This is a genomic window from Defluviimonas sp. D31, from assembly GCF_033436765.1.
Classification (GTDB): domain Bacteria; phylum Pseudomonadota; class Alphaproteobacteria; order Rhodobacterales; family Rhodobacteraceae; genus Albidovulum.
Window position 1 is genome coordinate 160,628 of sequence record NZ_JAWQFN010000006.1, and the last position, 14,045, is coordinate 174,672.

Sequence of the window (14,045 nt, forward strand, 5' to 3'; positions counted from 1 at the left end):
GGCTCAGAGCCCGAGCACGTCGATCATGTCGTATTCGCCGGGCTTGCGGTCCTGGCCCCAGAGCGCGGCCTTGAGCGCGCCGCGGGCGAAGATCGCGCGGTCGGTGGCGATGTGGCGCAGCACGATGCGTTCTCCGTCGGCCGCGAAGATCACATCATGCTCGCCCACCACGTCGCCGCCGCGGATCGCCGCGAAGCCGATGTCACCGCGCTTGCGGGCGCCGGTGATGCCGTCGCGGCCGCTGTCGCGGTGGTCGGCCAGCGCGATGCCGCGGCCTTCCGCGGCGGCCTCGCCCAGCATCAGCGCCGTGCCCGAGGGTGCGTCGACCTTCATGCGGTGATGGGCCTCGACGATCTCGATGTCCCAGTCGGCGTCGAGCGCCTGTGCCACCTTCTTCGTGATCCGGGTCAGGAGGTTCACCCCGAGGCTCATGTTGCCCGCGCGCACGATCACCGCATGGCGGGCGGCGGCCCTGATCTTCGCCAGATGCTCCGACTCGAGTCCGGTCGTGCCGATCACATGCACCGCGCGGGCCTGTGCCGCGAGCGCGGCGAATTCCACCGTCGCCGCCGGTGCGGTGAAGTCGATCACCGCCTGCGCTTTGGCGAAGGCCGCGAGCGCATCGTCGGTCACCGTGACGCCGATCGCCGCGCCGCCCATCGCCTCGCCGAGATCGCGGCCGATCCAGGCGTGGCCCGGACGTTCGACCGCGCCCGCGAGATGCGCCCGGTCGGAGCCGAGGATCAGCCGCACCAGCATCTGGCCCATGCGGCCGGAGGTGCCGGTTACGACGATGCCGGGTGTGTCGTTCGTATCGCTCATCGCGGCCTCCGCTGGTTCACCGGTTTCCTTTAGCTCGCGGCGGCGGCCTTGGCAAAGCCCCGTTGCGGGGCGCGCGCGCTTGGCCTACATCGGGGCCATGGCACAGAACCGCTTTTCCAAGGCCTCGGGCCCCTCGAACCGCCAGCTCCGCGTCGGCGAGCTGATCCGCCGCACGCTGTCGGAGGTGCTCGCGCGGGGCGAGGTCCACAACGACGCGCTGCGCGGCATGTCGATCACTGTCGGCGAGGTGAAGGTCTCGGCCGATCTTCGGGTCGCGACCTGCTATGTGCTGCCCCTCGGCGGCAAGGACGCGGAGGCGGCGCTAAAGGCGCTCGCCCGGTCGCAGGGCGAGCTGCGCCATCATGTGGCGCAGGCCCTGACGCTGAAATTCGCGCCCGAGCTCAGGTTCCGTCTCGACGAGACCTTCGACCGGATGGACGCGACACGGCGGCTTCTGGCCGATGAGCGGGTACAGCGCGACATCGCGCGGCGGGATGACGACGAGAATGGCGACGACGATCTGGGCTAGGGTCTTCCTCGCGGCCGCGCTACTCTGGCCCGCTTCCGGCTGGGCCGAAACCTGCCGCACCGTCGAGCACGAGGCGCGGTCCTACGCCGTCTGCGAGGTCGCGGCCGGCGCCGACCTGAGGCTCTTTCTGACCGGCGCGGACGGAAAGCCGATGGCCACCTTCGACCGGTTGCAGGCGACGGTCGAGGCCGAGGGGCACCGGCTCGTCTTCGCCATGAATGGCGGCATGTACCATCCCGACCGCCGCCCGGTCGGGCTTTTCATCGAGGCCGGGCAGGAGGTCGCGCCGCTGGTGACCTCGGCCGGGCCGGGGAACTTCGGGCTTCAGCCGAACGGGGTCTTCTGCATCGGCGAGGACCGCTTCGCCGTGGTCGAGACGCTGGCCTTTGCCGCGGCGCCGCCAGCATGCCGCGACGCGACCCAGTCGGGGCCGATGCTTTTGATCGGTGGCGCGCTGCATCCGCGGTTCCTGAAGGATTCGGATTCGCGCTACATCCGCAACGGCGTGGGGGTCAGTGCGGACGGCAAGACCGCGTATTTCGTGATCTCCGGCGGACGGGTCAATTTCGACGAATTCGCCCGCTTTTTCCGCGACGCGCTGAAGGCGCCGGATGCGCTCTATTTCGATGGCAAGGTCTCCAGGCTTTACGCGCCGGAGATCGGGCGCGACGATATCGGCTTTCCGATGGGGCCGATCGTTGGGCTCGCGGCGCCCGGGCGTTGACGGGGGCGCCCGCATTCGGTAGCAGGCGGCCTTCTGTCTTTGGGGGCGATGCATGGGACGCAAGAAGGGCCGCGACATTTCCGGGTGGCTCGTGGTGGACAAGCCGGCGGGAATGACCTCGACATCGGTGGTCAACAAGGTGCGCTGGGCGCTCGACGCCAGGAAGGCGGGCCATGCCGGGACGCTCGATCCCGATGCGACCGGAGTGCTGGCGGTGGCGCTCGGCGAGGCCACCAAGACCGTGCCCTTCGTCACCGACGCGCTGAAATGTTACCGTTTCGCGGTGCGCCTCGGCGCGGCGACAAAGACCGACGACGCCGAGGGCGAGGTGATCGCGACGTCCGACAAGCGCCCCACCGACGACGAGATCGGGGCTGCCCTGGCGCAGTTCCGGGGCGAGATCATGCAGGTGCCGCCGCAGTTCTCCGCCGTCAAGGTCGAGGGCGAGCGCGCCTATGCTCTGGCCCGGGCCGGCGAGGAGATGGAGCTTGCAGCGCGCGAACTCTGGGTCGAGAGCCTGGAGATGGTCGCGCGGCCCGATGCCGATACGGTCGAGCTGGAGATGGTCTGCGGCAAGGGTGGCTATGTGCGCTCGGTCGCCCGCGATCTGGGGCAGGCCCTGGGCTGCTTCGGCCATGTCGCCTGGCTCCGGCGCGAATGGTCGGGGCCGTTCGAGGCGGCGGACGGGGTGACGGTCGAGAAGATCGACGCGCTGGCGAAGTCGCCGGAGCTTGACGCGCTCCTCCTGCCGCTCGAGGTCGGTCTGGCCGAGCTTCCGGAACTCAGGGCAACGGCGGAGGGCGCTGCGCGCCTCAGGAACGGCAATCCGGGCATGGTCCTCGCCTCCGATGTCGACTGGGGCGAGGAAGCCTGGGCAAGCTATGAGGGGCGGCCGATCGCGGTCGGCACCTACAAGTCGGGCGAACTGCATCCGAGCCGGGTGTTCAACCTCTGATTCCCAGTGCCGCGCGGCTGTAAATCGTGGCGGGACGGGCTAGAACAGGATCGGATTAGACGGAGACGCGCCGGGTTCAGGCGCCTCCCCTCCCCCTCGTAGGGAGGGGATGGGGGTGGGGGCAGCCCCCCTCCCTCTCCCAAGAGGGGGGAGGGAAGCGACCGGCCTCGAACGGTCTCTTTTGATCCGGACACGCTCCATGCAGTGGGGCAGGAAGGAGCCGTGCATTGCTGATCCAGATCACCCTAGGAACCGCGTTGATCTTCCTGTCGATCCTCGTCGCGGGGCTCGCCTTCTGGGCGATGGAGGTGCTGCTCGCGCGGCTTAGGCCCTGGCTCTTGCGCGAACCGCACCGGCCGAAGCTTGCGCTCATGCTGTCGGTCTCGGTGGTCTGGGTGCTCGCGGTGGTGACGGCGGGGGTCTGGATCTGGGCCTTCACGCTCCGCGCACTGGATATCTTCGTGACGATGGAGGCCTCGGTCTACTTCTCGCTCGTCGCCTTCACGACGCTCGGCTTCGGCGACATCCTCCTGCCGGTGGAATGGCGGCTTCTCGGCGGCATGGCGGCGGCGAACGGGCTTCTGAGCATGGGACTTCTCACCGCGATGCTGATCGAGGTGCTGCGCCATGTGCGGCTGAGCCAGATCGAGGACCGGCGGCGCAAGCACTGAGCCGCGTCAGGCGCGGTGGGTGACCTTGCCGCCGCAGATCGTGAGCGCGACCGACAGGCCGGCGACGGCCTCGGGCGGGGTCGTCTCGATGTCGCCCGACAGGAGGACGAGATCGGCAGCGAGGCCGGGGCGGAGCATTCCCGTCACCGCCTCGAGATGGGCGGCCCAGGCGCCGCCGGCGGTATAGGCGCGCAGGACCTCCATCAGACCGACCCGCTCGTCGCGGGCGCCGGGCGCGTCGAAGGCGGTGCGGGTCAGCGCCGCGCCGATGCCGCGCAGGACCGAGATGTTGGCGACCGGCCAGTCCGAGGCGAAGGCGAGGGGCGCCCCGGCTGTCGCAAGGCTGCGGCAGAGGAAGGCATCCTTCAGCCGCGCCCTGCCGATCATGCCGAGCGTCGGTTCGAGGCCGAAATCCATCGCGCCCGGCACATGCGGTGGCTGCAGCGAGGCGGTGATGCCGAGCGGGCCGAGCCGCGCGATGTCGGCCGGGTCGATCAGCTCGATATGCTCGATCCGGTGGCGGCTGTCGCGGGCGCCGTTGGCCGCGCGCGCCGCCGCGTAGCCGTCGATCACAGCGCGCACCGCGCCGCAGCCCACCGCATGGACGGCGATCTGCAAGCCGCGCCGGTCGATCTCGGTCGCGATCTCGTCGAAGCTCGGCCCGGCGAAGAGCGGCGTGCCGTGGTGGCCGGGACGGTCGGGATAGGCATCGGTCCGGAACGCGGTGCGGCTGTCGATCACCCCGTCCATGAAGAGCTTGACGAAGCCCGACGAGAGCCAGTCATCCGCGAAATCGCGCGCCATCGCCTCGGCGCGGTCGAGCGCGTCGAGCTCCATATGGGGCTTGAAATGGAACGGCACCTTGACCCGGGCGGTCAGCCCGCCGGCCGCCCGGAGCGCGGCGAGGAGGTCGAGCGTGTAGCGGTTGCCGTCCATGTTGACGATCGAGGTGACGCCGTGCCGCGCGGCATGGGTAAGCCCGGCCGCCGCCTTGGCGCGGTCGAAGGCCTGGCCGGCGTCGTCCGGCCAGGGATCGGGCTCCTCGCCGGTGGCGATGCCGAGGTTGAGCCGCGCCTCGCCCGAAAGCGCGATGACCGCGGCGAAGGCCTCGAACTCCCTCAACTCGCCGGTCGCGAGCCCATCGGCGCCGATCAACACCTCATGGCCATGCGGCATTGCCGCGCCCTTCAGGAGCCCGGCAGCGGTGAGCGCGGCGGTGTTGGCCCAGACCGTGTGAAGGTCGTGCGCGGTGATCGCGATCGGGCGGTCCGGGAGGATCGCGTCGAGGTCGTGTCGGGTCATCGGCGCCCCGAGCATCGCGTAATCGCCGCCCTGCGCCATCAGCAGGGTGCGCTCGGGATGCGCCTCGGAAAAGCCGCGAAAGGCGCGGGCGAGCGCCTCGCGCCCCTCGAGGCCGCCGACATGGAGGTGGCCGAGCTCGGCGCCGCCGAGAAGAAGGTGCATGTGGCTCTCGACGAAGCCGGGCAGGACGGTTGCGCCGTTACAGTCGATCACCTCGGTCTCGGATACGGCGAGCGCCTCGATCTCGCGCCGCCGGCCGACGGCGAGCACGCGGCCCTGCCCGAGCGCCACCGCCTCGCCGCGCGGATGAGCGGGGTTCATGGTCAGGACGCGGGCATAGGTGAGGATCGTCTCGGGGGTCATGGCGGAGCTCCTCGGGCTCGTGATCGGTTTGCTGCCCCACCGGGGCAGGGTTCGACAGATACCGCCCGCCTGAGGTGGACGGTGGCGCGTCTCAGGCCGTCAGTCCGGCCTTGAGGACGCGCCGCAGGATCTTGCCCGAGGCGGATTTCGGGATCGCCTCGACGAAAGTCACGTCGCGCACCTGCTTGTAATGGGCGAGCCGGCCTTCGAGGAAGGCAATGATCTCCGACGCGCCGGCCGTGGACCCGGCCTTGCGGACGATGAAGGCGACGGGGACTTCGCCGGCCTCGGCGTCCGGCCGTCCGACCACGGCGGCATCGAGGACATCGGGGCAGGCGAGCAATTCCGCCTCGACTTCGGCGGGCGCGACCTGGAAGCCCTTGACCTTGATGAGTTCCTTCAGCCGGTCGTGGATGTAGAGGTAGCCGTCCGCGTCGTAGGAGGCGATGTCGCCGGTACGGAGCCAGCCGTCCGGCAGAAGCGTTTCGGCCGTGGCCGCCGGGTTGTTGAGGTAGCCCTTCATCACCTGCGGCCCCCTAACCCACAGCTCGCCCTGCTCGCCCGGCGCGGCGTCCTCGCCCGATACGGGGTCGACGATCCGGCATTCGGTGCCGGGCGCGGTCTGGCCGGCGGACCCGGCACGCCCCCTGCCGAAGCCGGAGATGTGGCTGACCGGGCTCATTTCCGTCATTCCATAGCCCTGTTCGCACAGGATGCCGAGCCGCTTGCTCAGAGCGTCCGACAGCGGCGCGCCAAGCGGCGCGGCGCCGGAAAAGACGCATTTCAGCGCCGAAAGGTCGAACTGGTCGACGAGCGGATGCCTGGCGAGGGCGAGGACGACCGGCGGGACGCAGAAGGCCTGCCTGGTGCGGTGGTCCTGGATGAGCCTGAGGAACAGTTCCAGATCGAAGCGCGGCATCGTTATCACGCCGCCGCCGGCGCCGAGATAAAGGTTGGCGAGCACGGTCATGCCGTAGATATGAAAGAAGGGCAGGAAGCCCACCGTCCATTCCCCCGGTTCGACCGGGCGCGAGGCCATGATCTGGTCGAAATTGGCGACGAGGTTGCGGTGGGTCAGCATCACGCCTTTCGGCAATCCGGTCGTGCCCGAGGAATACGGCATGACGAGCACGTCGTTTTCCACGTCGACCGGCACCTGATCGGCGAGGGGCGGTCCCATCAGGTCGGCGAGGGGCGTCGTGCCGGGCGCGCCGTCGAGGGTCACGATCTCGCGCAGGCGGGTGCCTTTCGCGGCCTCTGCCGCGACCTCCGCGAGGGCTGCGACGGTGATCAGGAGCTCGGCACCGGAATCGGTCAGCTGATGGGTCACTTCGGGCGCCGTGTAGGCCGGGTTGATCGTGGTGATCGTCGCGCCTGCCCATGCGGTGCCGTGGAAGGCGATCACGAATTCCGGCAGGTTCGGCAGCATGATCGCCACGGTACGACCCGGCCCGATGCCGCGCAGGGCGAGACCGCCGGCCAGCGCCTCGATCCCCTTCCGCAGTTCCGCCACCGTCATCTTGCGCCCCGAGGCGCCGTCGATCAGCGCGACGCGCTCGGGCGCGCCGATCCCGGAAAGCACGCGCTGGGTGATGGTCATGTCGCTGGGTTCGATCCCGCCGAACGGGCTTTGATATACCGTCATGCTGCGCCCCCCTTCCGCAAAGGAGGATACCACGGCCGGACCGTTGATCGTTAAGGGATTTCTGCCGGTCAGCCGAGGTTCTTCGGCCAGTCCGCGATCACCGCGTCGACCTCGAGTTCGACGAGCCATTCGGGGTTCACGAACCGGGTCACCGCCATGATCGTGTCGACCGGGCGGACGTCGCGGAAATACTCCTTGCGCACGTCGATCGCCTCGCGCCAGCGGTCGATATCGGTGAGGATCACGCGGGTGCGGACCACGTCGTGAAGCCCCGACCCGGCGCGGACCAGCGCGTCCTCGATGATCTCGATGCAGCGCCGCGTCTGCGCGCCGACATCGCCGATGCCGACGGTCTTGCCGTCCGGCCCGACCGGCGCGGTGCCGCCGACCGAAATGTAGGGCCCGACCCGGACGGCGCGGGAAAAGCCGACCACCGCCTCCATCGGGTTGCCGTTCGAGATCAGCTCGCGGTCATAGCCGGCCATGCCATCCTCCCGTTTCTCGCTTCGGCGGAGTTCCGCCGCTTGCCGGGGCAATGCTACACGAATCCGGGCCTGATCCGTCATCGGTCGGATTGGCGGGGGGGCAATCGCGGCGCAGGCTCGGCGCTGCAATCCCGCTGGATCTGGAGCGATGAGATGATCCGAAGACCCGCTGTCCTGGCCCCCCTGGCGCTCGCCCTCACCCTCGGCCTTCCCGGACTGGCCGAGGCCAAGCCGAGCCTGCCCAAGTTCGAAGCCGCGGATTTTTCCACGTCGAAGGCCAACCCCTACCTGCCGCTCAAGTCCGGTGCCGAGCGGCGGTTCGTCGGCGTCAATCGCAGGACCGGCCAGCAGGAGAGCTTCGTTCTGCGCATGGTCGGACCGGGGCCGACGATCCTCGGCGTGGCCACGACGACACAGCTCGACGAGGCCTATGTCGGGAAATGGCTGGTGGAGCGGACGCTGGATTATTTCGCCGCGGATGCCGAGGGCAACGTCTGGTATTTCGGCGAGGATGTCGTGAATTACCGCTATGACAAGACCGGCAAGCTGATCGGAAAGGACAATCACTCGGCCTGGCGGGCCGGCGTGAACGGCGCAAAACCGGGGATCACGATGCCGGCGGCGACCTCGCCCGGCCTGTCGCTGTTCCAGGAGCACGCGCCTGCCAATGGCGCGATGGACTGGTTCGAGATCGTGGCGCGCGACCTGTCGGTCAAGGGACCGGCGGGAACGTTCACAGGGGTGCTGAAAGTCTACGAGAGCAGCACCGTCGAGCCCGGTCTGCGCGAGTTCAAGTACTACGCGCCCGGTGTCGGCCTGATCCGCGCCGACGAGGAGCTGTCACGCCGCCTCGATTCACCCGCGATCGTGGTCGAGCTGCAACGCTGAAGCGATGGGAGCATGACCCACAGCCGGGGCGGGTGGTGGGTCATGCGGTGTTCTCAGGGATTCAGTTGATCAGCCCGGCATGGCGCATCGCCGAATCGATCCTGGCCTTGGTCTCGGGCAGGAGCGTCGTCAGCGGCATCCGCACCTCCTCGGCGCAGAGGCCGAGCTGCGAGAGACCGTATTTCGCCCCCGCGAGTCCGGGCTCGATGAAGATCGCCTCATGCAGCGGCATCAGCCGGTCCTGGTATTCGAGCGCGCGGGCGTAGTCGCCCGCAAGCGTCGCCTCCTGGAACTCGGCGCAGAGCCGAGGCGCCACGTTCGCGGTCACCGAGATGCAGCCGACGCCGCCGTGGGCGTTGAAGCCGAGCGCGGTCGCGTCCTCGCCCGAGAGCTGGATGAAGTCGCGCCCGCACGAGGCGCGCTGCTGGCTCACCCGCTCGATCTTGCCGGTCGCGTCCTTGACGCCGACGATGCGCGGCAGCCTGGCAAGCTCGCCCATCGTCTCGGGCGTCATGTCGACGACCGAGCGGCCGGGGATGTTGTAGATGATGATCGGCAGTGTGCAGGCGTCGTGCATCGCCTTGAAATGGGCGTACATTCCGCGCTGCGTCGGCTTGTTGTAATAGGGCGTGACCACGAGCGCGGCATTCGCGCCAACGGCTTCGGCGGCGCGGATCAGTTCGATCCCCTCCTCGGTCGAGTTCGACCCGGCGCCGGCGATCACCGGCACCCGGCCGGCGGCGGCCTTCACCACCTCTTCGATTACCCGGATATGCTCCTCGTGGCTGAGCGTCGGGCTCTCGCCCGTGGTGCCCACCGGCACGAGGCCGTGCGAGCCCTCGGCGATGTGCCACTCCACGAGTTTCTTGAGCGTGTCCAGATCCAGCGCGCCGTCCTTGAACGGCGTGACGAGGGCTGGGAAGGACCCTTTGAACATGACACGCTCCTTTGGTGTGAAGGGCCGACCGGCCCCGTGAGAATCGCGCGGAACCTATAGCCAAGCGCGGGCCTTGCCAAGTTTCCCTGTTGCGGGCGGCACCGGCCGCGTTATCCTTCCGGCAAAACATCGAAGCAGTGACAAAAATGATCCGCGATCTCGTGCGTGCCGCGCCCCTTGCGCTGGCGATGCTACTTCCCCTGACGACGACCGCCCGCGCCGACGATCCGGCGGGCCTTCGCGCCGCGCTCGCCTCCGGGGCGTCCGGCGACTGGGCGAAGGCCGCGGCCGAGGCGCGTGCCGCCGGGCCTGTCACCGCGACGGTGATCGAGTGGCAGCGGCTCCGCGACGGCGAGGGCAGCTTCGGCGACTACGTCGACTTCCTTGCCCGCCATCCCGACTGGCCCGGCCTGCCGCTCCTGCGCGACAAGGGCGAGACGGTGATCGCCGCCGATCAGGACCCCACCGCCGTCATCGCCTATTTCGGCGCCGAGCCGCCCCGGACCGGATCGGGCAGCCTCGCGCTCGCCGCGGCGCTGCGCGTCACTGGGCAGGGCGAGGCGGCCGAGAAGGAAGTGATCCGCGCTTGGCGGAGCCTTCCCCTGACCGACGAGGAGCACAAGCGTTTCCTCGCCGGATACGGCAAGCTTCTCGCCAAGCATCACGATGGCCGCACCGCGGCGATGCTACGCGCGGGCCGGCTTGCCGACGTGCGGCGGATGCTGGTCCTCAACAGTGCCAATACCCGTGCGGTCGCCGAGGCGCGGGTCGCGCTGCAAGCTGTGGCACCCGGTGTCGACGGGCTGGTCGCCAAGGTGCCGGCGGCGATGGCGGGATCGACCGGGCTTGCCTATGACCGGTTCCGCTGGCGGATTCGCAAGGACCTCTACGACAGCGCCTCCGAACTCATGCTCGATCGCTCGGCGAGCGCCGAGAGCCTCGGCGATCCCGAACAATGGGCCGACTGGCGGCGCAAGCTGGCGCGGCGCGAGATGCGGGTGGGCAGCTCGAAGCGGGCCTACCGGATGGCGGCCTCGCATCATCTGACGAGCGGCGCCGACTATGCCGACCTGGAATGGCTCGCCGGTTACATCGCGCTTCGCAAGCTTGGCGATGCCGAGACGGCGCTGGTGCATTTCGATCGCTTCACCAAGGCGGTGAACGGGCCGATCAGCCGCGCCCGCGCCGGTTACTGGACCGGACGCGCCTACGAGGCGCTGGGCCGGACCGCCGAGGCGCAGGCTGCCTATGCAGAGGGCGCACGCTACCAGACCGCCTTCTACGGCCTTCTCGCGGCCGAGAAGGTCGGCCTGCCGCTCGCCCCCTCGATGGCCGGCGGCGAGCCCTACCCGGACTGGCGCCAGTCGCGCTTCTCGGGCTCCGAAGTGCTGCAGGCGGCGCAGCTCCTGCAGGCGGCGGGCGAACGCGACCTCGCGCTGCGCTTCCTGCTGCATCTCGGTGAAAGCCTCTCGGGCGAAGAGATCGGCGCGCTCGCCGGGCTCGCGCTCGAGTGGAAGGACGCCAATGCCGCGCTGCTTCTGGCCAAGGCGGCGGCGGAGAAGGGCGTCGTCTGGCCCTCGGCCTATTTCCCGACGAATGGCATGGAAGGCGTGGACCTGCCGGTCGCGCGGGAACTCGCACTGTCGATCGCCCGGCGCGAGAGCGAGTTCGACCCGGTCGTCGTCTCCCATGCCGGGGCGCGGGGGCTCATGCAGGTCATGCCGAACACCGCGAAGATGATGGCGAAGAAGATCGGGCTCGGCTACGACGGCGGCAAGCTGACTTCGGACTGGAAGTACAACGCCCGGCTCGGCGCGGCCTATCTCGACGAGCTGATCGACGAGTTCGGCACGTCCCCGGTTCTCGTCGCGGCGGGCTACAATGCCGGTCCGGGCCGGCCGCGCGGCTGGATCGCCGAGCTTGGCGACCCGCGCTCCGACAAGGTCGATGTCGTCGACTGGATCGAGCATATCCCCTACCGCGAGACCCAGAACTACATCATGCGCGTGTCCGAGAGCCTGCCGGTCTACCGCGCCCGGCTCTCGGGTCAGACCGGACCCCTGCGATTCAGCGAGGAACTGAAGGGGCGCTGACCGGCGGACTGTCATGATCCGTTTGCGTCGTCGCGGTCGCAATCGGGCATGACAGGCCCGGCATTGTCGCATTCGCTCTCCCCGAAAGGGAGAAGCGAATGGCGCAGACCAATACGACCGATCAGGCGTCCTTCAGCATCGCCTGTGCCATCGGCGCCTCGCTCGGCTTCTCGATCAGCGACATCACCGTGCGCTCGTTCAGCACGAGCCTGCCCTTGGCAGAGGTGGTGTTGTTCCGGTCCTTCTTCGGCCTCGCCTTCGTCTTCTTGGTCTTCGCGCGCGGTCGCGGTCTCGGCGCGGCATTGCGCACCCGGCGCCCGCTGGCCCACGCCGCGCGGGGGCTCTTCGTCGTGATCTCCAACGTGAGCTACTTCGCCGGCCTCGCTGCTATGCCGCTGGCCGAGGCCTCGGCGATCTTCTTCGTCGCGCCGCTTCTGATCACGGCGCTTTCGGCGGTGATCCTGCGCGAATATGTCGGCCCTTTGCGCTGGTCGGCGCTTGCCGTCGGGATGATGGGCGTGCTGCTCATCATCAAGCCGGGCTCGATCGACTTCCAGTGGGCGGTCCTGCTGCCGGCGCTCTCGGCGCTGGCCTATGCCGGGATGCACACGATGACCCGCAACATGGGGCTTTCGGAATCGGCGCTGACCCTTTCGATCTACATCCAGCTCTCGTTCGTCGTATTCTGCTCGGCGATGGGGCTGGTCTTCGGTCGCGGCGACTGGGCCGGCACCGGCCATCCGGCGGCCGAGTTCCTGCTCAGGGCCTGGGTCTGGCCGACCCAGCAAGATTACATGCTGTTCGCGCTGGCCGGGGCCGCGAGCGCGACCGGGGGCTACCTGATCGGCCAGGCCTACCGCTGCAGCGCGGCCGGGCTGGTGGCGCCGTTCGAATACACCGCGCTGGTGCTCGCGGCCTTCTGGGGCTTCGCGATCTGGGGCGAGGTGCCGGGCGCGGTCTCCGGCCTCGGCATCGCGCTCATTCTCGGCTCGGGCGTCTTCGTCGCCCTGCGCGAGCGGGTGCGGCGGCTGCCGCCCTCGGCCAAGCGCGCCTCGGGCCGGCGCTGACCTCAGTCCGCGGCCTTGACCCTTGCCCGCCAGAGCGTGAAGAGCCCCGCTGCCACGACGATCACCGCGCCGATCGCGACGTTGGTTTCAAGCGTCTCGCCGAAGACTGTCATGCCGAGTGCGGTGGCGAAGACGAGCTGGAGATAGGCGAAGGGCTGGATCGCGCTCGCCTCGGCCACTTCGAGCGCCTTGATCATCAGCCAGTGCGCCGAGGCCGCGGTGCAGCACAAAAGCGCCATCCAGGCCCAGTCGCGCGGCACCATCGGTTCCCAGTGGAAGATGCCGACGGCGGTCATCACCACGGCGCCGGAGATCCCGGTCCAGAAGAAGCTGACCGAGGCGCGGTCGCCCCGCGTGACGTAGCGCGTGAGAAGCCCATAGAGCGCGAACATGAAGGCGGCGAGAAGCGGGATCAGCGCCGCCGGGGCGAAGACCTTGAAGCCGGGTTCGAGGATGATGAGCACGCCGACAAAGCCGATGCCGATCGCGGTCCAGCGCCGCCAGCCGACCTTTTCGCCCAGGACCGGGCCGGACAGCGCCGCGATCAGCAAAGGGTAGCAGGTGAAGACCGCGTGGCTCTCGACGAGGCCGAGTATCGTGAAGGCGGTGACCATCACGCAGATCTCGGCCGCCAGGAGCACGCCCCGGAAGATCTGCAGGAGCGGGTAGCGCGGGCGCAGCGCCGCCGCGATGCCGCCGGTGCGCCGCACCGCCACCGCGATGACGAAGGCGGCGAAGAACCAGTAGCGTATCATCACCACCATGTAGACATTGTACTCGCCGGCGAGGTGGCGCGAGATCCCATCCTGCATCGCGAAGACGAAGGCGGTCGCGGTCATCAGGATCGCGCCGAGGCGGAAGTTCTGCTCGTTCATGTCGCCTCGCGGAGAAAACCGCGGCTCATGTGCCGCTTGTGGCCGTGGCCCTTGGCCCGCTCGACCTGAAACCCCGCCGAAGCGAGGCCGCGCCGCACGAACCCGGCCGCCGTGTAGGTGGCGAAGCTGCCGCCCTGTGCGGTGTGGCGGGCGACCTCCCGCATCAGCGCCTCGGACCAGAGCTCGGGGTTCTTCGCGGGCGAGAAGCCGTCAAGGAACCAGGCGTCGGCGCGCCCCGGCCAGCGCGGCAGCGTCTCGCGCGCGTCGCCCTCGACGATCTCGACATCGACGGGTCCGAGCGCGAAGCGCCGCTGGCCCGCGCCCCAGTGGGCCAGAAGCGGGCCGGCGACCGCCTCCGCCTCGGGGAAGGCGGCGAGCGCGCGCGCCATGTCGGCGGCAGGCATCGGGTAGGCCTCGAAGCTCGTGAACCGGAGGCGCCCCGGCGGCCCCGATCCTTCCCAGGCGAGGCAGGTGGCGATGAGGTTCAGCCCGGTGCCGAAGCCAAGCTCGGCGATGCGGAACCCGTCCCGGAACCGCTCCGGCAGGTCATTGCCGGCAAGGAAGACGTGGCGCGTCTCGGCCAGCCCGTCGGCGAGCGAGAAGTAGGGGTCGTCGAAGAGCGTCGAGACCGGCGTTCCGCCGTCCCGCCAACTCACCCGCTCGCTCTGGTCCTTTGCCGTCATCTGGCT

The 14,045-nt window shown here is 69.3% G+C and carries 14 protein-coding genes; 7 read left to right on the top strand and 7 right to left on the bottom strand.

The genetic code is table 11. The features are described from left to right. Positions 1-3 precede the first annotated feature (3 nt). Positions 4-822, bottom strand: coding sequence for a 4-hydroxy-tetrahydrodipicolinate reductase (gene dapB, locus R5H32_RS12715; RefSeq protein WP_318339058.1), 819 nt, complete (start codon positions 820-822; stop codon positions 4-6). Positions 823-919: 97 nt separating this feature from the next. Here dapB and rbfA point away from each other — a divergent pair, with 97 nt between their 5' ends. The 4 genes from rbfA (at position 920) to R5H32_RS12735 (ending at position 3,701) form a co-directional block, all read left to right on the top strand. Then, positions 920-1,351, top strand: coding sequence for a 30S ribosome-binding factor RbfA (gene rbfA, locus R5H32_RS12720; RefSeq protein ID WP_318339059.1), 432 nt, complete (start codon positions 920-922; stop codon positions 1,349-1,351). Then, positions 1,329-2,075, top strand: a complete 747-nt coding sequence (locus tag R5H32_RS12725) for a phosphodiester glycosidase family protein (RefSeq protein ID WP_318339060.1) — start codon at positions 1,329-1,331, stop codon at positions 2,073-2,075. Before rbfA ends, R5H32_RS12725 begins: the two co-directional genes overlap by 23 nt. A gap of 52 nt (positions 2,076-2,127) precedes the next feature. Further along, positions 2,128-3,030: a tRNA pseudouridine(55) synthase TruB gene (gene truB, locus R5H32_RS12730; RefSeq protein WP_318339061.1), complete on the top strand. Its 903-nt coding sequence runs from the start codon at positions 2,128-2,130 to the stop codon at positions 3,028-3,030. Positions 3,031-3,257: 227 nt separating this feature from the next. Next, entirely contained in the window at positions 3,258-3,701 is a 444-nt protein-coding gene (locus tag R5H32_RS12735) for an ion channel (RefSeq protein WP_318339062.1), read from the top strand. Between the two features lie 6 nt (positions 3,702-3,707). On the opposite strand, the gene R5H32_RS12740 is transcribed toward R5H32_RS12735, so the two are convergent. The 3 genes from R5H32_RS12740 to R5H32_RS12750 all read right to left on the bottom strand — a co-directional run bounded on the left by R5H32_RS12740 (position 3,708) and on the right by R5H32_RS12750 (position 7,496). After that, on the bottom strand, positions 3,708-5,366 hold the full coding sequence (locus tag R5H32_RS12740) for an amidohydrolase (protein ID WP_318339063.1): 1,659 nt from the start codon (positions 5,364-5,366) through the stop codon (positions 3,708-3,710). A gap of 91 nt (positions 5,367-5,457) precedes the next feature. Next, a complete protein-coding gene (locus R5H32_RS12745) occupies positions 5,458-7,011 on the bottom strand; it encodes an AMP-binding protein (protein WP_318339064.1) in 1,554 nt (517 codons plus the stop codon). Between the two features lie 68 nt (positions 7,012-7,079). Beyond that, the gene (locus R5H32_RS12750) at positions 7,080-7,496 is read right to left on the bottom strand and encodes a RidA family protein (protein ID WP_264771016.1); all 417 of its coding nucleotides are present in this window, start codon (positions 7,494-7,496) and stop codon (positions 7,080-7,082) included. 153 nt (positions 7,497-7,649) lie between these two features. Here R5H32_RS12750 and R5H32_RS12755 point away from each other — a divergent pair, with 153 nt between their 5' ends. Continuing rightward, positions 7,650-8,384, top strand: a complete 735-nt coding sequence (locus tag R5H32_RS12755) for a hypothetical protein (protein ID WP_318339065.1) — start codon at positions 7,650-7,652, stop codon at positions 8,382-8,384. 61 nt (positions 8,385-8,445) lie between these two features. Here R5H32_RS12755 and dapA read toward each other — a convergent pair whose 3' ends face one another. Further along, on the bottom strand, positions 8,446-9,321 hold the full coding sequence (gene dapA / locus R5H32_RS12760; RefSeq protein WP_264771018.1) for a 4-hydroxy-tetrahydrodipicolinate synthase: 876 nt from the start codon (positions 9,319-9,321) through the stop codon (positions 8,446-8,448). 146 nt (positions 9,322-9,467) lie between these two features. Between dapA and R5H32_RS12765 the strand changes: the two genes are divergently transcribed. Both R5H32_RS12765 and R5H32_RS12770 read left to right on the top strand, forming a co-directional pair. Then, on the top strand, positions 9,468-11,414 hold the full coding sequence (locus R5H32_RS12765; RefSeq protein WP_318339066.1) for a lytic transglycosylase domain-containing protein: 1,947 nt from the start codon (positions 9,468-9,470) through the stop codon (positions 11,412-11,414). 98 nt (positions 11,415-11,512) lie between these two features. Next, on the top strand, positions 11,513-12,481 hold the full coding sequence (locus tag R5H32_RS12770; protein ID WP_318339067.1) for a DMT family transporter: 969 nt from the start codon (positions 11,513-11,515) through the stop codon (positions 12,479-12,481). A 2-nt stretch (positions 12,482-12,483) separates the two neighbouring features. Here R5H32_RS12770 and R5H32_RS12775 read toward each other — a convergent pair whose 3' ends face one another. Further along, positions 12,484-13,356: a DMT family transporter gene (locus R5H32_RS12775; RefSeq protein ID WP_318339068.1), complete on the bottom strand. Its 873-nt coding sequence runs from the start codon at positions 13,354-13,356 to the stop codon at positions 12,484-12,486. Further along, positions 13,353-14,039: a tRNA (5-methylaminomethyl-2-thiouridine)(34)-methyltransferase MnmD gene (gene mnmD / locus R5H32_RS12780; protein WP_318339069.1), complete on the bottom strand. Its 687-nt coding sequence runs from the start codon at positions 14,037-14,039 to the stop codon at positions 13,353-13,355. Before mnmD ends, R5H32_RS12775 begins: the two co-directional genes overlap by 4 nt. Positions 14,040-14,045: the final 6 nt, after the last annotated feature.